The sequence below is a fragment of the Nocardia ignorata NBRC 108230 genome (assembly GCF_001612905.1).
Taxonomy (GTDB): Bacteria; Actinomycetota; Actinomycetes; order Mycobacteriales; family Mycobacteriaceae; genus Nocardia; species Nocardia ignorata.
This window is the reverse complement of sequence record NZ_BDBI01000012.1, coordinates 262,013-280,145: the sequence shown is the minus strand read 5'-3', so window position 1 is coordinate 280,145 and position 18,133 is coordinate 262,013. Positions and strand designations below refer to the sequence as shown.

The following is an 18,133-nucleotide window of genomic DNA, read 5'->3' as shown; positions in this document are numbered from 1 at the left end:
GGCTCCTAGGTGCGCTGGTCGTGCTTGGCCGGCCGGAACAGCGAACGCGTCCCGAACAGCGAACTGTCGAAGCTGGGGCCCTCGTCGGGCTCGGTGTGATACCGCTCGACCCGCAACACCTCATTGCGGGACCCGAAGATGAGCGGCACCCGCTGATGCACCTGCGTCGGCGGCACCAGCATCACCCGCTCGTGCCCGGTGGTGGCGGCTCCGCCCGCCTGCTCGACGATGAACGCGATCGGATTGGCGCCGTACAGCAGCGAAACCCGCCCCGGCCGTGCCGGATTGCGGGTGTCACGCGGGTACAGATACATGCCACCCCTGGTCAGGATGTGAAAGGTGTCGGCGACCAGCGACGCCACCCAGCGCATGTTGAAATCACGGCCCCTCGGCCCGTCCACCCCTTCCAGGCACTCCTGCACATACCGGCGCACCGGCCGCTCCCAGAACCGTTCGTTGGCGGCGTTGATCGCGAAACCCGAAGTGTCCTGCGGGATCCGCATGCGCGGGTGGGTGAGCACGAACGCGCCGATCTCCCGGTCGAGGGTGAACCCGTCGACGCCGCTGCCGGTGGTGAGTACCAGCATCGTGGCAGGCCCGTACAGGGTGAACCCCGCGCACACCTGCCGCACACCGGGCTGCAGGAAGTCGGCGTCGCACGGTTCGGCGGTGCCCTCGAGCACCTCCTGCGGTGCGCGCAGAATGCTGAAGATCGAACCCACCGGCAGATTCACGTCGATATTGCTCGACCCGTCGAGAGCGTCGAACGCCAGCAGGTACTTGCCGCGCCGCTGGGTGGCCGGTACGGCCAGTGCGGTGGCACGCTGCTCGGACAGCAACCCCGACAGGTGGCCGGTCCATTGGGTCTGGGCCACCATGATCTCGTCGGTCAACGCGTCGAGACGGTCGCTCGCCGACAGCGGCCCGTCCTCGCGTCCCGGAATCGCCCCGCGTGTCACCTGATTGGCGATGATCTTGGTGGCGGTGGCGACCACATTCACCAGTGCGGAGAATTCCCCCGACGACCCGGGATGACGGTGTTCCTCCTCGATCGTGTAGCGGGTCAGCGTTTTCAAACTGGTCGGCATGGCGAGGCACCCACCTCCTCGAAAACACTGCTGCCCAACACGTCCTCGGCGCACAACGTGACCAGATCCTCGCGTGACAACGGCCGGCCCGCTTCCACCAGTCGCTTGGCCTGGCGCAATCGGCACCGATCGATCGCATTGCGCACACTGCGCGCGTTGGAGAACCGGGGTCGCGTCATCCGCACCGTCAGATACCGGGAGAACGCCTCGCGCGCCGCGGCGTCGAAAACGAAATTCTCCGCCGCCACCATCAGCTCCGCGATGGCGAGCAATTCCTCCTTGGTGTAATCGACGAACTCCAGGTGATGCGCCACCCGCGACGACAACCCCGGATTGGCCGAGAAGAACTTGTCCATCCGATCCGGGTAACCGGCGAAGATCACCACCAGATTCGCCCGCTCGTTCTCCATCTCCTGCAGCAGGATCTCGATCACCTCCTGCCCGTAATCGCGTTCGTTCTCCGGACGGAACAGGTAATAGGCCTCATCGATGAACAACACCCCACCGGCGGCCTTGGCGATCGCCTCCTTGGTCTTCGGGGCGGTGTGACCGATGAACTGACCGACGAGATCGTCGCGGGTCACCGTGTGCACCTTCGGTTTACGGATATAGCCCAGCGCGTGCAGCATCTGCGCCATCCGCAACGCCACCGTCGTCTTGCCGGTGCCCGGTGGGCCGGTGAAACTCATGTGCATCGTCGGGCGCGACGACTCGAGACCGAACCGGCGGCGCGCCCGATCGATCATCAACAGCGCCGCGATCTCACGCACCCGCAGCTTCACATTCGCCAGCCCGATCAGTTCGGCATCCAGCGCGGTCAGGGTCTCGGCCACATCGTGACCGGCCAGATCCTGCGAAAGATCCAGCAGCGCATCGGCATCGAGCAGCTCCTCGGTCTGCGCCACGTCCTCGACCGGACGCGACGGCCGGACGTCGGTGACGCCCGGCCGAGGCAACCGGAAACCGTTGGCGGTTCCCTCAGCCCCCATACCGCTGACCCTGCGGACGTTCGGTGGCGTAGGAGCGCACGCTGTAGACCTGGCGGCGGTCGGCGCCCTCGGCGCGAGCCAGTTCGAAACCGGGCTCCTCGGCCGGACGCTGCACCAGGAAACTCAGCGCCGTCGTCTGCTTGGTGTAGGTGGCGTCATAGGCGTTGACCCGCACATAGTGGCGTGGAAACGTCGACCGGCAGGCGTTGATCTCCGCGAGCACCCCGTCGGGTTCGTCCAGATCGAACAGCGGCAGCCCCCACATCTCCCAGTAGGTGTTGCGCGGATGCGGATCGTCGGTGTACTCGATCGACACCGGCCAGTTGTTGAGCAGTGCGTACCGCACCTGGGCGGCGATCTCGGTGTCGGTGAGTTCGGGCAGATACGAGAACGTCCCGTGTCGCAAATACATGACCGGTCTCCCTACAGGCTCGGCGTCGGCACCGCGTCGGGTGCGTCGGTGGACGTGTAATCGAAGGTGACATCACCCCAGGTCGACAGCGCGACCTCGAGCGGACGGCACGTCGAGGCCGCCGTCCGCAACACATCGGGACCTTCTTTGAGCAGGTCACGGCCCTCGTTGCGGGCCTTGACCACTGCTTCGAGCGCCACCCGGTTGGCTTCGGCGCCCGCCGCGATACCGAGCGGATGACCGATCGTTCCGCCACCGAACTGCAGGATCACATCGTCACCGAACAGGTCGAGCAGCTGATGCATCTGACCCGCGTGGATACCGCCGGAGGCCACCGGCATCACACCGGGCAGGCTGGCCCACTCCTGATCGAAGAAGATGCCGTTGCTCAGCTGCGCCGGAATGTGGTTCTCGCGCAAGGTGTCGTAGAAACCGCGGGTCGTCGCTGGATCGCCTTCCAATTTGCCGACCACGGTTCCCGCGTGCAGATGATCCACCCCGATCAGCCGGCACCATTTGGCCAGCACCCGGAAACTCACCCCGTGCGTCTTCTGCCGGGTGAACGTCGAATGCCCGGCCCGGTGCAGATGCAGCAGCACGCCGTTGCGCCGCGCCCACTTCGACATCGACTGCATCGCCGTATAACCCACGGTCAGGTCCATCATGATGACGACCGACCCGATTTCCTTGGCGAACTCGGCCCGCTCGTACATGTCCTCCATCGTCGCGGCGGTGACATTGAGGTAATGGCCTTTGATCTCACCCGTTTCGGCCATCGCCCGGTTCACCCCCTCCATCGCGAACAGGTACCGGTCGCGCCAGCGCATGAAAGGCTGCGAATTGATGTTCTCGTCGTCCTTGGTGAAATCGAGGCCACCCTTGCAGGCCTCGTAGATCACGCGCCCGTAATTGCGGGCCGACAAACCGAGCTTCGGTTTCACCGTGGCACCGAGCAGTGGTCTGCCGTATTTGTTGAGGTATTCGCGTTCCATCACCGTGCCGTGCGGCGGACCCTGGAAGGTTTTCACATACGCCACCGGAATGCGCATGTCCTCGAGGCGCAATGCCAGCAATGGTTTGAACCCGAACACATTGCCGATCACCGAGGAGGTGAGGTTGGTGATCGACCCTTCCTCGAAAAGATCCAGATCGTAGGCGATATAGGCGAAGTACTCGCCCTCACGCCCAGGCACCGGGTCTACCCGGTAGCACTTGGCCTGATACTTCGAATGCGCGGTGAGCCGGTCGGTCCATACGACAGTCCAAGTGGCAGTGGAGGATTCACCCGCCACCGCGGCCGCCGCCTCGATCGGATCGACACCGGGCTGGGGGGTCACCCGGAACACGGCGAGCACGTCGGTGTCGGCGGGCACGTAGTCGGGCGAGTAATAGCCCATCGAGGCATAGGACTGTACACCCGGATCCCAACGATCCCGTTCGGTTTCTTCCGCCATGGTTCCTCCTGTGGAATCCGCTGTCCCGTAGCGAATTCCAGGATGGGGGCCACCGGCCCGGGAAACAATCAGAATGTTTCCGACAACGCTCAACCGAAACGTTGAGTTTGCTACCGTCGGGTATGGGCAGGGTCAGTTCGGGTCGGATGGAAACTTTCCTCGCTGTCGCCCGCCTGGGATCCATCCGCCGTGCCGCGGCACAACTCCACGTCACCGAAGCCGCCGTCTCGGCCGCCGTCACCCATGTCGAAAAGCAGCTCGGCGCCAAACTGATCGTTCGTTCAGGACGGGGTATCGCGCTCAGCGAAGCCGGCCGGGTGTACGCCGAATACTGCCGAGGGATCCTCGGTTTGATGAAGGAGGCGCACGCCGCCGTCCGTCAAGCCGACGCCGGGCGATTACGCATCGGCGTCGTGGCCACCGCGGGCGAATCCGTGGTGCTGCGGCCACTCGCCTCGTTTCGCCGCCGCTACCCCGATGTGGAACTGAGCCTGTCGATCCAGCCGCGCGACGTGCTGTTCCTCGAATTGCAGCACCACGAAACCGATCTCGTCATCGCCGGCCGACCGCCCCATGACGCGGGCCTGGTCATCCAGGCACGCCGCCCCAGCACCCTGGTCGTCGTCGGCACCGACAACCCCGACCCCCGCCACACCACCTGGCTGCTGCGCGGCACCGGCTCGGGCACCCGCGAAGCCACCCTCGCCCTGCTCGACCGCCTCCAGATCGACCCACCAACCCTCACCCTCGGCTCCCACGGCGCCGTCATCGCCGCCGCCCGCGAAGGCCTCGGCATCACCCTCATCCACTCCGACGCCGTCGGCGAACACCTCCGCTCCGGCGCCCTGCACACCATCGACGTCCCCGGCACCCCCCTCGACCGCCCCTGGCACGCCGTCACCACCCCCACCCCCACCCTCACCACCCGCCTGTTCCTCGCCCACCTCATCGACCCCGCCGAAACAGGCCCCGCCGATGCCTTCCACGCCGCCATCGGCCCGTGATCACGGGTTCGCCGAGGCGGTCTGCGATCGGAGCCGTGGTGCTCGGACAGGTGGTCGATCCCGGTCGAAGAAGCCGTGGACGGGCGCTTGTGCGGTGAGTACCGTCGTCTGGCAGAAGGCGGGATCGTCATCCGGTCGAATGAAGGGGTGGGGCATGGCAACCGAGGTGAAACTTTCCGGGGACGCACTCGAACTACCGGGTGGGGTGCGCGTGACATTCGTGCGGACTTTGCGGCTGCCCGAGACGGGGACCTACCCGTTGCCGCCGGGGCTCGGCACCTTCCCGCTGAGGCGGGTCGCCGACTACCCCGACACCGTGCCCGAGGAATGGCGGGAACGCGGCGGGGTCATGTTGCCGGTCTATCAGCGCGAGGCCCTGTGGTTGAAATTCAGCGCCATCACCCCGGCCGCCTTGAAGGTGGCGGTCGGCAAGGTGTGCGCGGTGTCGGGTAAGCCGTGGAGCGACGTGCTCGGCAAAGACCCGCAGAACTATCTCGCCCTGCCCGACCAACCGTGGCTCGACGGCATCAACTCCGGTGACGGTGTCGTGCGCCAGTTCGTCGCGGTGCCGATGGGGCTCGGCGCGACCGTCGAAGGGCAGGTCACCGGTACCGAGCAGTGGGGTGGGGTGCAGCTGGCGGTGCACGGGCTCACCGAAACGGCGCTGGCGATCTGGCGCAGGCAGCAGGAACAGGCACGCCCACGGCATCTGCCAGCTCCTCTACCGGGCGGTAATCCACCCTGGGCGACAACTGCTTACAGCGCTCCGATGCCGGTGAGTGCCCCGCCGTATGGTGCCGCGGTCGCAGGTGCGCCTGCGGGAAGCCCGGTCGGCGCGCCCCCTCCCGCAGCGCCCGGCAGTGCGCCCGCCCCGTCCGCCGCACCCAGACCGTCCGGAGCCTCACGCGGCGCCCCCGCCGGAAAAGCTCGGGGCCACGCGCGCCCGCAAGCCAGATCGATGGGGATCGGCGCCGGCGGCACGATGCGCCAGGAGATCTACGCCGACCACCGCCCCGTCGACGACTACCGCCGCGAAGCCGACGCCCGGATCTTCGTCCACCTGGCTTCCGCCGCCGAGTGGGAACAGATCACCGGCGAACCGGCCCCCTCCACCCCCGTCACCGCGCAGTCCTACGCCGAACACGGCCTTCCCTGGTTCGACTACTACGCCGCCGACGCCGAAGACCTCGCCCCGGCCACCGAGCTCGCCGCCGTCGAACCCACCGGCAATTGGCTGGCCGACGAACAGCCGAGCCCGCCGATCGAAGACGATCTTCCGGTGATTCCATTGGGCGACAAGGCAGTTCAAGACGGGAACTGGTAGCCGACGGTGAGCGCACAGTCGCGGTCGGCAGGCTGCGCCCCGCAGCTTCCCATCGGCGCCGAGCCGAAGATAGGAGTTCTCCGGCAGCCGATCCTGGGCCGCCAGTTCCTCGGCTAGCAACTCGGCGAAGGCATAGCTGCCGGTGGGCAAGGGCAATATCGACGGGCACACGGCCGCAATTCAGCCGCCTCATGTCAATGCGAGCCTAGGGATTCGATTCCCCTAGGCCCCACAGTCAGCGCTCGACGGAATCGACCAGCGCCCGGTACACCCAATTGTGGGCGCGGCCCACGGTGATACGCGCACCGAGAAGCTGCTCTGTCAAAGTCCAATACCGGTGGATCCGCTGATCGCTGTCGGTCGCATCGTTCAGTAGTTGCGCACGGAAACGTCGCGTATCTCGCTCCCCGCGCGCACCGGCATGCGCGTCGACGAACCGATCGAGCTCGCCACCGCCGCGTGGCCGCACACCATCGGTAACCAGGGGCACCACGTCGGCCATCACGTCACCGATCTGTCCGTAGAGGCTACGAGGTTCACGAATACGGTCGGCCGGTCCGCGCCAGCACTGCCGGCCCGCTAGGAGCACACCGGCGAATAGGCGGGCGGTGGTGGGAGATTCGGATATCGGCTGTTCGGCCGAACCCGCCACCACGCCCGCCGACCCGACGTACGATCCGTCTGTGGCCGAATCAGATCGTTCCACCCCGCTGCGTGTGCTGGTCTACAGCAATGACGCCGATACCCGTCAACAGGTGATTCTTGCGCTGGGGCCACGCCCCCGGCCGGATCTACCGGAGCTCGACTACCTCGAGGTCGCGACCGCGCCGGTCGTCATCGAGCAGATGGATGCCGGTGGGATCGATCTCGCGATTCTCGACGGCGAGTCCGTGCCCGCGGGTGGTCTCGGGATCGCCAAGCAGCTCAAGGACGAGATCGAGCAGTGCCCGCCGGTTGTCGTGCTCACCGGGCGGCCCGACGATGCCTGGCTGGCCAACTGGTCGCGCGCCGAGGCCTCGGTGTCGCACCCGATCGACCCCATGCAGCTCACCCGCGCGGTCGCGGGCGTGCTCAACGCGCGCTGAGCGCAGTGTCCCGTTCCGTCGGATAGTCGACGTCACCCCCATCCCCACAGAACCACTGGTAACCCCAGTGGTTCTGTGGTGTGTGCACCGAGCGGATTACCACCGTTTCGCTCATGAATCTCGGTACTGAATTCGATCAAACAGTCCCCTGGAAACGCGCGGCGCACCCCTGAAACCGCGATAGTCTGTGCTCTAGCTCACACGAGCGCGGGTTCTGTATAACGCTCCGCCATCGCTGCACAGCGGGCGAGGCCCCGGTTCGGCGGACAACGTTGTCGGCCCCGTCTCGCCGAAAGCTGCCGTCCGCGGCCGCGCCACACGGCACGGCCTGCTCCAGCGAGGAGGGGAAGTGCAGTCGTGAACATCGAAGTGCCCGCACTCGTACTCGGCGCCATCGCCGCGGCGTTCGCGGTGTTCTCCGTCATCATGGCGGCGCTGGTCGGCCCGAGGCGATACAACCGGGCCAAGCTCGAACCCTACGAATGCGGCATCGAGCCCACACCGCACGCCATCGCAGGCGGGCCGGGAGATGTTGGGGGCCAACGCTTCCCGGTGAAGTACTACCTCACCGCGATGCTGTTCATCATCTTCGACATCGAGATCGTGTTCCTCTACCCGTGGGCCGTCCATTTCGACGCCCTCGGGTTGTTCGGGTTCGCCGCGATGGCGCTGTTCATCGTCAATGTGTCGGTCGCCTACGCCTACGAATGGCGCCGCGGCGGCCTCAGCTGGGAATGAGTGGGAAATAATGGGTCTCGAAGAGAAACTGCCCAGCGGGTTCCTGCTGAGCACCGTCGAGGATTTCGCCGGATACCTGCGTAAAGGGTCGCTGTGGCCGGCCACCTTCGGCCTGGCCTGCTGCGCGATCGAGATGATGGCCACCGGCGCCGGACGATTCGACATCGCCCGCTTCGGCATGGAAGCCTTCCGCGCCTCGCCCCGCCAGGCCGATCTGATGATCGTCGCCGGGCGGGTGAGCCAGAAAATGGCACCGGTCCTGCGCCAGGTCTACGACCAGATGACCGAACCCAAATGGGTGCTGGCCATGGGTGTCTGCGCGTCCTCGGGCGGAATGTTCAACAACTACGCCATCGTGCAGGGCGTCGACCACGTGGTCCCGGTCGACATCTACCTGCCCGGCTGCCCGCCCCGCCCGGAAATGCTGCTCAACGCCATCCTCGCGTTGCACGCCAAGATCGCCGAGATGCCGATGGGCGTCAATCGCGAGGAAGCGATCCGCGCCGCCGAACAGGCCGCGCTCGCCAGCACCCCGACCATCCGCATGGAGGGCCTGCTGCGATGACCTTCGACTCCCCAGACAACACCGACAGCACTGCGGGGCAGGGCATTCCGGAGGAAACCCCGGAAGCGCCCAAGCATCGCAAACCGGCCGAGGACGAGGTGATCGGCACCCGCCACGGCATGTTCGGCGTGCACGGCACCGGCGACACGTCCGGCTACGGCGGCCTGGTCACCCCGGTCGTGCTGCCCGGCGGCACGCCACCCCCGTACGGCGGCTGGTTCGACGCCTTCGTCGGCACCCTGCGCGCCGCCCTCACCCACCGCGTCATCGCCTTCGACACCGTCATCGAGAAGATCGTCGTCTTCCGCGGCGAACTCACCCTGCACGTGCGCCGCGAACATCTCGTCGACGTGGCGAGCGCCCTGCGCGACGACAGCTCGCTGCGCTTCGAACTGTGCCTCGGCGTCAGCGGGGTGCACTACCCCGACGAAGCCGGGCGCGAACTGCACGCCGTGTACCACCTGATGTCGATCACCCACAGCCGCCGGGTTCGCCTCGAGGTCTCGGTTCCCGATGCCGACCCGCACATCCCGTCGCTGTTCTCGGTGTATCCGACCGTCGATTGGCACGAACGCGAAACCTACGACTTCTTCGGCATCCTCTTCGACGGGCACCCCTCGCTCACCCGCATCACCATGCCCGACGACTGGCGGGGCCACCCGCAGCGCAAGGACTACCCGCTCGGCGGGATCCCGGTGGAGTACAAGGGCGCGCGCATACCGCCGCCCGACGAGCGGAGGACCTACAGCTGATGACCGACACCGATTTCCGCCGCGACGAACCACGGGTCGTCACCGTGGCGGGCCAGGACTGGGACCAGGTCGGCGAGGTGCTCGACGGTGCCGGTGAGGAACGCATCGTCGTCAACATGGGCCCCCAGCACCCCTCCACGCACGGGGTGCTGCGCCTGATCCTCGAGATCGAGGGCGAAACCGTCACCGAGGCCCGCTGCGGCATCGGCTACCTGCACACCGGTATCGAGAAGAACCTGGAGTTCCGCAACTGGACCCAGGGCGTCACGTTCGTGACCCGGATGGACTACCTGTCCCCGTTCTTCAACGAGACCGCATACTGCCTCGGCGTGGAGAAGCTGCTCGACATCACCGAGCAGATCCCCGAACGCGCCACCGTGGTCCGCGTGCTGCTGATGGAGCTCAACCGCATCTCCTCGCACCTGGTCGCCCTCGCGACCGGCGGCATGGAACTGGGCGCGCTCACCCCGATGCTGTTCGGCTTCCGCGAACGCGAACTCATCCTCGACGTCTTCGAAACCATCACCGGCCTGCGGATGAACCATGCCTTCATCCGTCCCGGCGGCCTCGCCCAGGACCTGCCCGACGACGGTGTCACCAAGGTGCGCGAACTCCTCGACATCATGCCGGGCCGGTTGCGCGATATGGAACACCTGCTCAGCGCCAACCCGATCTGGAAGAAGCGCACCCAGGACATCGGCTACCTCGACCTCACCGGCTGCATGGCCCTCGGCATCACGGGGCCGGTGCTGCGAGCCACCGGTCTGCCCCACGACCTGCGCAAGTCCGATCCCTACTGCGGGTACGAGAACTACGAGTTCGACATCCCGACCACCACCGGCTGCGACTGCTACGGCCGTTACCTCATCCGGGTGGCCGAGATGCGCGAGTCGCTCAAGATCGTCGAACAATGCCTCGACCGGTTGCGCCCCGGTCCGGTGATGATCGATGACAAGAAGATCGCCTGGCCCGCCGACCTGAAACTGGGCCCCGACGGACTCGGCAACTCCCCCGAACACATCGGCAAGATCATGGGCACCTCCATGGAATCGCTGATCCACCACTTCAAGATCGTCACCGAGGGCATCAGAGTGCCTGCCGGGCAGGTGTATTCGGCCGTCGAGTCACCACGCGGTGAACTGGGCGTGCACATGGTCAGCGACGGCAGCACCCGCCCCTACCGGGTGCACTACCGCGACCCCTCGTTCACCAACCTGCAGGCGGTCGCCGCGATGTGCGAGGGCGGCATGGTCGCCGACGTCATCGCCTCCGTCGCCAGCATCGACCCCGTCATGGGAGGGGTAGACCGATGACCGAAAAGCCCGCGAGCCCAACGGTTCTGCTGAATCTCACCGTCCGGCCCGAGCCGTATCCGCCGCATATTCGCCAGCGGCTCGAGCTCGACGCCAAGGACATCATCACCCGCTACCCGCATCCGCGTTCGGCCCTGCTGCCACTGTTGCATCTGGTGCAAGCCGAGGACGGATATGTTACCGGCACCGGGATCGACTTCTGTGCCGAGCAATTGGGGCTCACCGGCGCCGAGGTCACCGCCGTCGCCACCTTCTACTCGATGTACCGCCGCACCCCCACCGGCGACTACCACGTGGGCGTGTGCACCAACACGCTGTGCGCGGTGCTCGGCGGTGACGCGATCTACGAAGCGCTGCAACAGCATCTGGGCATCGGCCACGGCCAGACCACTCCCGACGGCGCCGTCACCCTCGAACACATCGAGTGCAACGCCGCCTGCGACTACGCACCGGTGATGATGGTGAACTGGGAGTTCTTCGACAACCAGACCCCCGAATCGGCCATGGAGATCACCGACGCGCTCCGTGCCGGGCATCAGGTGCGGCCCAGTCGTGGCGCCCCGCTGTGCACGTTCCGCGAGACCGCGCGAATCCTCGCCGGCTTCCCCGACGAACGACCGGGTGTCCTCGAGGGCGCTCCCGGCGAGCCCACGCTGGCAGGATTGCGCATCGCCGACGGTGCGACCTCGGCTCCTGAAACAGGCTCCCCGGCAACGGATTCCGGAGACGGCGAGGGCGCGCGATGACAACACTCACCCCTGTACTGAGCCGAGACTGGGATCGTCCGCAGTCCTGGAAGCTCGACACCTATTCCAGCACAGGCGGTTACGAAGGTCTGCGGGCCGCGCTGCGGATGCAGCCCGACGACGTCATCCAAACGGTCAAGGACGCGGGCCTGCGCGGACGCGGCGGCGCCGGCTTCCCCACCGGGATGAAGTGGTCGTTCATCCCGCAGGGCCCGGGCCCCGACGGCACGACCAAACCGCACTACCTCGTCGTCAACGCCGACGAGTCCGAACCCGGCACCTGCAAAGACATCCCGCTCATGCTGGCCACCCCGCACACCCTGATCGAGGGGGTGGTGATCGCCGCCTACGCCATTCGCGCGAACACCGCCTTCATCTACGTGCGTGGTGAAGTGGTCCCAGTGCTGCGCCGCCTGCAGGCCGCCGTCGCCGAGGCCTACGCCGCCGGATTCCTCGGCAACGACATCCTCGGCTCGGGTTTCGACCTGGAACTGATCGTGCACGCCGGTGCGGGCGCCTACATCTGCGGCGAGGAAACCGCCCTGCTCGATTCGCTCGAGGGACGCCGCGGCCAGCCACGGCTACGGCCGCCCTTCCCCGCCGTCGCCGGCCTCTACGCCTGCCCGACGGTGGTCAACAATGTGGAATCCATCGCGTCGGTGCCCTCGATCCTGCGCAACGGCACCGATTGGTTCCGCTCGATGGGCAGCGAGAAGTCGCCCGGCTTCACCCTGTACTCCCTCTCGGGTCACGTCGCCCGCCCTGGCCAGTACGAGGCACCGCTCGGCATCACCCTGCGCGAACTGCTCGACTACGCAGGCGGTGTGCGCGCCGGGCACACCCTGAAGTTCTGGACACCCGGTGGTTCCTCGACACCGCTGTTCACCGCCGAGCACCTCGATGTCGCCCTCGACTACGAAGGTGTCGCCGCCGCCGGATCCATGCTGGGCACCAAGGCATTGCAGATCTTCGACGACACCACCTGTGTGGTGCGGGCGGTGCTGCGCTGGACCGAGTTCTATGCCCACGAGTCCTGCGGCAAATGCACACCGTGCCGCGAGGGCACCTACTGGCTGGTGCAACTGCTGCACCGGCTCGAGTCGGGTCAGGGCACCGAGGCCGACCTCGACAAGCTCGCCGACATCGCCGACAACATCAACGGCAAATCGTTCTGCGCGCTCGGTGACGGCGCGGCCAGTCCGATCTTCTCCTCGCTGAAGTACTTCCGTGAGGAATACCTCGAGCATCAGCGTCGCGGCGGCTGCCCGTTCGACCCGGCCCGCGCCACGGCGTGGGCCTCAGGAAAGGCGACCCGATGACAGCGATCGCACCCGGCAACAACTCCGGGGTGGTGCCCGCCGATCTGGTGAGCGTCACCATCGACGACACCACCATCCAGGTCCCCGCGGGCACCCTGGTGATCCGCGCTGCCGAACTGATCGGCGTGCAGATCCCCCGCTTCTGTGACCACCCACTGCTCGACCCCGTCGGCGCCTGCCGGCAGTGCATCGTCGAGGTCGAGGGCCAGCGCAAACCGGTGGCCTCCTGCACGATCCCCGTCACCGACGGCATGGTGGTGCGCACCCAGCTCAGCTCACCGGTCGCCGAGAAGGCTCAGCGCGGGGTGATGGAACTGCTGCTCATCAACCACCCCCTGGATTGCCCGGTATGCGACAAGGGCGGCGAATGCCCGCTGCAGAACCAGGCCATGTCCACCGGCAGCGCCGAGTCCCGCTTCGAGGGTGAGAAACGCACGTACCCGAAGCCGATACCGCTGTCGTCGGCGGTGCTGCTCGACCGGGAACGGTGCGTGCTGTGCGCGCGGTGCACCCGGTTCTCCCAGCAGGTGGCCGGTGACCCGTTCATCGAACTGATGGATCGTGGTGCGCTGCAACAGGTCGGTATCGCCCAGGCCGAACCGCTCGACTCGTACTTCTCCGGCAACACTGTGCAGATCTGCCCGGTCGGTGCGCTCACCGGTACCTCCTACCGGTTCCGTGCCCGCCCCTTCGACCTGGTCTCCACGCCCAGTGTGTGCGAGCACTGCGCGTCGGGCTGCGCGCAACGCACCGATCACCGGCGCGGGAAAGTGTTGCGGCGCTTGGCCGGTGACGACCCGCAGGTCAACGAGGAATGGAATTGCGACAAGGGCCGCTGGGCCTTCGCCTACGCCACCGAACGCGACCGCCTCACCACCCCACTGGTGCGTGGCTGGGACGGTGTGCTCGCCCCCGCCTCCTGGCCCCAGGCTCTCGCCGCCGCCGCGACCGGGTTGCAGGCAGCCATCGGCAACGCGGGTGTGCTGGTCGGTGGGCGCGCCACCGAGGAAGAGGCCTACGCGTACAGCAAGTTCGCGCGAATGGTGCTGTCCACCAACGACATCGACTTCCGCGCCCGCGTGCACTCCGAGGAGGAGGAACAGTTCCTCGCCGCGTGCGTCGCCGGACGCGGCATCGACGTGGATTACACGGCGCTGAGCAAAGCGCCCGCGGTGCTGCTGGTCGGTTTCGAACCCGAAGAGGAATCACCGATCGTCTACCTGCGCCTGCGCAAAGCCGTGCGCACTCGAGGTCTGCGGGTGGTGTCGTTGGCGCCGTTCGCTTCTCGTGGGCTCGAACGACTCTCCGGTGCCCTCATCCAGACCCCGCCGTGCGCCGAGGCCGAGGCCCTCGACGCCGTGCTGGGCGAAACCTCACCGGACGCGGCCGAACTCATGAACCTGCTACGCACGCCCGGCGCGGTCGTCATGGCTGGCGAACGGCTCGCAGGCAGCCCGGGCGCCTTGTCGGCGGTGGTCCGGTTGGCCGAGGCCACCGGCGCCGCGCTCGCCTGGGTGCCACGTCGGGCCGGTGAACGCGGAGCGCTCGAAGCAGGCGCATTGCCCAGTCTGCTGCCCGGTGGCAGGCCCGTCGTCGATCCGACCGCGCGCCAGCAGGTTCGTCACCGCTGGCAGAGTGGCGAACTACCCGACGGTCCCGGGCGCGACACCTCGGCGATCCTCGCGGGCGCGGCCCAGTTCGGTGCACTGGTGATCGGCGGCGTGGATCCCGCCGACCTACCCGACCCCACCGCGGCCCTGGCCGCGATCGATGCCGCCCGGTTCGTGGTGAGCCTCGAACAACGCCACAGCAGTGTCACCGAACGCGCAGACGTCGTGTTCCCCGTTGCCACCGTCGTCGAGAAGGCGGGCACCTTCCGCACTTGGGAAGGCAGACCGCGTCCGTTCGCGGCCGCACCCTTGGATACCACACGCCGCGTCGCCGCACCCCTGTCGGACCTGCGCGTATTGCATTCCCTGGCCGCCGAAATGGGTGTCCCGATCGCGCTGCCCGATGCCGCCGCGGCCCGCGCCGAACTCGACGCTCTCGGGGGTTGGAGCGGTGAGCCGATCGACGCACCCGAATTCTCGAGCCACCCCAGACCCACGCCCGGTCCCGGTACCGCGGTGCTGGCCGGATGGCGGATGCTGCTCGACGCCGGTCGCCTGCAGGACGGCGAACCCAACCTCGCCGGTGTCGCGCGACCACCGGTCGCCCGGCTCTCGGCCGCCACCGCCGCCGAGATCGAAGCCGACGACGCCGACCACATCATCGTCGCCACCGACCGTGGCGAGATCACCGTGCCGCTGATGATCACCGATCTGCCCGACCGGGTGGTGTGGCTGCCGCTGCACTCACCCGGTTGCACGGTCGGTACCACCCTCGGCGTGACGCCCGGCGCCGTGGTGCGTCTGCGCCGCGCCGACGACAGGATGAAGGAACACCGCCATGAGTGATCGCGTGCTACTCCTCGCGGCCGACGCCGGGCCGGTCTTCGGCACCGACCCGCTGTGGCTGGTCGTGGTCAAGGCGCTGGCGGTGTTCGTCTACCTGATGCTCGTCCCCTTGGTCGCGGTGTACGCCGAACGCAAGGTCGTCGCCTGGATGCAGATGCGGGTCGGTCCCAACCGGGTCGGACCGGGCGGCATGTTCCAGTCGATCGCCGACGGCGTGAAGATGGCGCTCAAGGAAGACATCATCCCCGCCATCGTCGACAAGCCGATCTACGTGCTCGCACCGATCATCTCGGTGATCCCGGCGTTCATGGCGTTCGCGGTGATCCCGTTCGGCCCGGAGGTGTCGATCTTCGGCACCCGCACGGCGCTGCAGCTCACCGACATGCCCGTCGGCGTGCTCTACATCCTGGCCATCACCTCCATCGGCGTGTACGGCATCGTGCTGGCCGGCTGGTCGTCGAACTCGACGTATCCGCTGCTCGGCGGCCTGCGTTCGACCGCACAGGTGATCTCCTACGAGATCGCGATGGCACTGACCTTCGCCACGGTGTTCCTGCTCTCGGGCACCATGGCGACCTCCGGCATCGTCACCGCCCAGGAGGGCACCTGGTACGTCTTCCTGTTGCTGCCGTCGTTCCTGATCTACTGCGTGGCGATGGTCGGCGAGACCAACCGGGCACCGTTCGACCTGCCCGAAGCCGAGGGTGAGCTCGTCGGCGGCTTCCACACCGAGTACTCCTCGCTGAAGTTCGCGATGTTCATGCTCGCCGAATACGTCAACATGGCAACGGTTTCCGCGCTCGCCACCACCCTGTTCCTCGGCGGGTGGCGCGCACCGTTCCCGATCAGCCTGTGGGAGGGCGCCAACTCCGGGTGGTGGCCGGTGCTGTGGTTCACCGCCAAGGTGTGGACGTTCCTGTTCGTGTTCGTCTGGTTGCGCGGCACCCTGCCCCGCCTGCGCTACGACCAGTTCATGAACCTCGGCTGGAAACTGCTCATCCCCACCTCGCTGGTGTGGGTCATAGTCGTGGCCGGTGCACGGGTGCTCGACATCGAGGGCATTCCCGGGCAGACACCTATCCTGGTCGGCACCGGCATCGTCGTCACCCTCGGGCTGATCGGCATGTTCGTGCGGGCAGGCCGCACGAAGGGACTGCCGCCGCTGCCGGAAGAACCCGCGAGCTCGCCGGTATTCCTCGGCTTCCCGGTACCGCCGATCCCGCCGCGCACCGCCGATGCCGAACCGAGGATCGGTCTGCTCGATCCCTTCGCCGGGTTCGCCGTCACCGGCGCGACCATGTTCAAGAAGCCCAACACCGAGTTCTACCCGGAACAGAAGGTGCCGACCGCCCCGCGCTATCACGGTCGCCACCAGCTCAACCGCTACGCCGACGGCCTCGAGAAATGCATCGGCTGCGAACTGTGCGCCTGGGCGTGCCCGGCCGACGCCATCTACGTCGAAGGCGGCGACAACACCGAGGACGAACGGTTCTCCCCCGGTGAACGCTACGGGCGCGTGTACCAGATCAACTACCTGCGTTGCATCGGCTGCGGCCTGTGCATCGAGGCCTGCCCCACCCGGGCGCTCACCATGACCAACGAATACGAACTCACCGACGACAACCGCGCGGACCTGATCTACGAGAAGGACCGGCTGCTGGCGCCGATGGAGCCCGGCATGGTCGCTCCGCCGCACGCGATGGCGCCCGGCACCGACGCCGCCGACTACTACCTCGGTCGCGTCGGGCCCGCGGCGTCCGAAGAGGAGGTCCTGCGATGAACACCCTGCTGGCCGCCGACATCGCCGCCACCTCCACCGGGGAAGCCGTGCTGTTCTGGGTACTCGCCCCCATCGCCGTGCTCGGCGCGCTCGGCATGGTGACCGCGGCCAAGGCCGTGCACTCGGCACTGTGCCTGGCCGCGACCATGATCGCGCTCGCCGTGTTCTACATCGCCCAGGACGCCCTGTTCCTCGGAGTGGTGCAGATCGTGGTGTACACGGGCGCGGTGATGATGCTGTTCCTGTTCGTACTGATGCTCGTCGGTGTCGACTCGGCCGAATCACTGCGCGAAACCCTGCGCGGGCAACGCATCGCGGCCGCGATCGTCGGCCTCGGATTCGGCTTCCTGCTCATCGGCGGCATCGGGTCGGCACTGGGTGGCGACGGAACCCGCTTCGCGGGCAACGGTTTCGGTGACCGTGATGTGATCGCCGAACTCGCCGAGCTGATCTTCCTGCGCTACGTCTGGGCGTTCGAACTCACCGGCGCCCTGCTCATCACCGCGACCATCGGCGCCATGGTGCTGGCCCACCGCGAACACTTCACGCCGCGCCGCGGTCAGCGCGAGATGTCACGTGACCGTTTCCGCACCGGCGGTGAACGCGCCACCCCGCAGCCGACACCGGGCGTCTTCGCCCGGCACAACGCCGTCGACAGCCCGGCCCTGCTGCCCGACGGCTCCTACGCCGAACACTCGGTGAGCACCATCCTGCGCCACCGCCGCACCCGCGCCCACGAAGAAGCGCTGTTCCTGGCGGCGGGCGCGGCACGCGGCGACAACCCGACGGCCGACGAGGAAGGCAAGCGGTGAACCCTCAGAACTACCTGTTCCTGTCCGCGCTGTTGTTCACCATCGGCGCCGCCGGAGTCCTGTTGCGGCGCAACGCGATCGTGGTGTTCATGTGTGTCGAGCTCATGCTCAACGCGGTGAACCTGGCCTTCGTCACCTTCGCCCGGCTGCACAGCGACCTCGACGGTCAGGTGATCGCCTTCTTCACCATGGTCGTGGCCGCCGCCGAGGTCGTCGTCGGTCTGGCGATCATCATGACGATCTTCCGTGCCCGCCGGTCGACCTCGGTCGACGCTGCCAACCTGCTGAAGTTCTGA

18 protein-coding genes are annotated in these 18,133 nt (G+C 67.1%); 13 read left to right on the top strand and 5 right to left on the bottom strand.

Annotated features, from left to right (window positions below):
- Positions 1–5: 5 nt before the first annotated feature.
- The 4 genes from NI2_RS12510 to NI2_RS12495 are packed head-to-tail and all read right to left on the bottom strand — an operon-like array spanning position 6 to position 3,943.
- Positions 6–1,088, bottom strand: a complete 1,083-nt coding sequence (locus tag NI2_RS12510; RefSeq protein ID WP_067489964.1) for a class 1 fructose-bisphosphatase — start codon at positions 1,086–1,088, stop codon at positions 6–8.
- Positions 1,073–2,077, bottom strand: coding sequence for an AAA family ATPase (locus NI2_RS12505; protein WP_067489961.1), 1,005 nt, complete (start codon positions 2,075–2,077; stop codon positions 1,073–1,075). The genes NI2_RS12510 and NI2_RS12505 overlap by 16 nt, the downstream gene beginning before the upstream one ends.
- On the bottom strand, positions 2,067–2,489 hold the full coding sequence (locus NI2_RS12500) for a ribulose bisphosphate carboxylase small subunit (RefSeq protein ID WP_067489958.1): 423 nt from the start codon (positions 2,487–2,489) through the stop codon (positions 2,067–2,069). The genes NI2_RS12505 and NI2_RS12500 overlap by 11 nt, the downstream gene beginning before the upstream one ends.
- A gap of 11 nt (positions 2,490–2,500) precedes the next feature.
- Entirely contained in the window at positions 2,501–3,943 is a 1,443-nt protein-coding gene (locus tag NI2_RS12495; protein WP_067489955.1) for a form I ribulose bisphosphate carboxylase large subunit, read from the bottom strand.
- Positions 3,944–4,089: 146 nt separating this feature from the next.
- On the opposite strand from NI2_RS12495, the gene NI2_RS12490 reads away from it, so the two are divergent.
- Together NI2_RS12490 and NI2_RS12485 are read left to right on the top strand one after the other, a co-directional pair.
- Positions 4,090–4,947, top strand: a complete 858-nt coding sequence (locus NI2_RS12490; RefSeq protein ID WP_067490379.1) for a LysR family transcriptional regulator — start codon at positions 4,090–4,092, stop codon at positions 4,945–4,947.
- Positions 4,948–5,101: 154 nt separating this feature from the next.
- Positions 5,102–6,271 (top strand): hypothetical protein, encoded by a 1,170-nt coding sequence (locus tag NI2_RS12485; protein ID WP_067489952.1) that lies wholly within the window; start codon positions 5,102–5,104, stop codon positions 6,269–6,271.
- 235 nt (positions 6,272–6,506) lie between these two features.
- Here the strand turns inward: NI2_RS12485 and NI2_RS12480 are convergent, their stop codons facing one another.
- On the bottom strand, positions 6,507–6,773 hold the full coding sequence (locus NI2_RS12480) for a hypothetical protein (RefSeq protein WP_067489949.1): 267 nt from the start codon (positions 6,771–6,773) through the stop codon (positions 6,507–6,509).
- 181 nt (positions 6,774–6,954) lie between these two features.
- Between NI2_RS12480 and NI2_RS12475 the strand changes: the two genes are divergently transcribed.
- The 11 genes from NI2_RS12475 to nuoK all read left to right on the top strand — a co-directional run bounded on the left by NI2_RS12475 (position 6,955) and on the right by nuoK (position 18,133).
- Positions 6,955–7,356, top strand: coding sequence for an Rv3143 family two-component system response regulator (locus tag NI2_RS12475; RefSeq protein ID WP_133734114.1), 402 nt, complete (start codon positions 6,955–6,957; stop codon positions 7,354–7,356).
- Positions 7,357–7,713: 357 nt separating this feature from the next.
- Positions 7,714–8,094 (top strand): NADH-quinone oxidoreductase subunit A, encoded by a 381-nt coding sequence (locus NI2_RS12470; RefSeq protein WP_067489946.1) that lies wholly within the window; start codon positions 7,714–7,716, stop codon positions 8,092–8,094.
- Positions 8,095–8,104: 10 nt separating this feature from the next.
- The gene (locus tag NI2_RS12465) at positions 8,105–8,659 is read left to right on the top strand and encodes a NuoB/complex I 20 kDa subunit family protein (RefSeq protein ID WP_067489943.1); all 555 of its coding nucleotides are present in this window, start codon (positions 8,105–8,107) and stop codon (positions 8,657–8,659) included.
- Positions 8,656–9,411: an NADH-quinone oxidoreductase subunit C gene (locus tag NI2_RS12460; RefSeq protein WP_084476376.1), complete on the top strand. Its 756-nt coding sequence runs from the start codon at positions 8,656–8,658 to the stop codon at positions 9,409–9,411. Before NI2_RS12465 ends, NI2_RS12460 begins: the two co-directional genes overlap by 4 nt.
- The gene (gene nuoD, locus NI2_RS12455) at positions 9,411–10,724 is read left to right on the top strand and encodes an NADH dehydrogenase (quinone) subunit D (RefSeq protein ID WP_067489941.1); all 1,314 of its coding nucleotides are present in this window, start codon (positions 9,411–9,413) and stop codon (positions 10,722–10,724) included. Before NI2_RS12460 ends, nuoD begins: the two co-directional genes overlap by 1 nt.
- Positions 10,721–11,470, top strand: coding sequence for an NADH-quinone oxidoreductase subunit NuoE (nuoE, locus tag NI2_RS12450; protein ID WP_067489938.1), 750 nt, complete (start codon positions 10,721–10,723; stop codon positions 11,468–11,470). The genes nuoD and nuoE overlap by 4 nt, the downstream gene beginning before the upstream one ends.
- Positions 11,467–12,789 (top strand): NADH-quinone oxidoreductase subunit NuoF, encoded by a 1,323-nt coding sequence (gene nuoF / locus NI2_RS12445; protein WP_067489935.1) that lies wholly within the window; start codon positions 11,467–11,469, stop codon positions 12,787–12,789. Before nuoE ends, nuoF begins: the two co-directional genes overlap by 4 nt.
- Complete coding sequence (locus NI2_RS12440; protein WP_084476398.1) at positions 12,786–15,245, top strand: NADH-quinone oxidoreductase subunit G; 2,460 nt, start codon at positions 12,786–12,788, stop codon at positions 15,243–15,245. The genes nuoF and NI2_RS12440 overlap by 4 nt, the downstream gene beginning before the upstream one ends.
- Complete coding sequence (gene nuoH / locus NI2_RS12435) at positions 15,238–17,025, top strand: NADH-quinone oxidoreductase subunit NuoH (RefSeq protein WP_067489931.1); 1,788 nt, start codon at positions 15,238–15,240, stop codon at positions 17,023–17,025. The genes NI2_RS12440 and nuoH overlap by 8 nt, the downstream gene beginning before the upstream one ends.
- A complete protein-coding gene (locus NI2_RS12430; protein WP_067489928.1) occupies positions 17,022–17,837 on the top strand; it encodes an NADH-quinone oxidoreductase subunit J in 816 nt (271 codons plus the stop codon). Before nuoH ends, NI2_RS12430 begins: the two co-directional genes overlap by 4 nt.
- Positions 17,834–18,133: an NADH-quinone oxidoreductase subunit NuoK gene (gene nuoK / locus NI2_RS12425; RefSeq protein WP_067489925.1), complete on the top strand. Its 300-nt coding sequence runs from the start codon at positions 17,834–17,836 to the stop codon at positions 18,131–18,133. The genes NI2_RS12430 and nuoK overlap by 4 nt, the downstream gene beginning before the upstream one ends.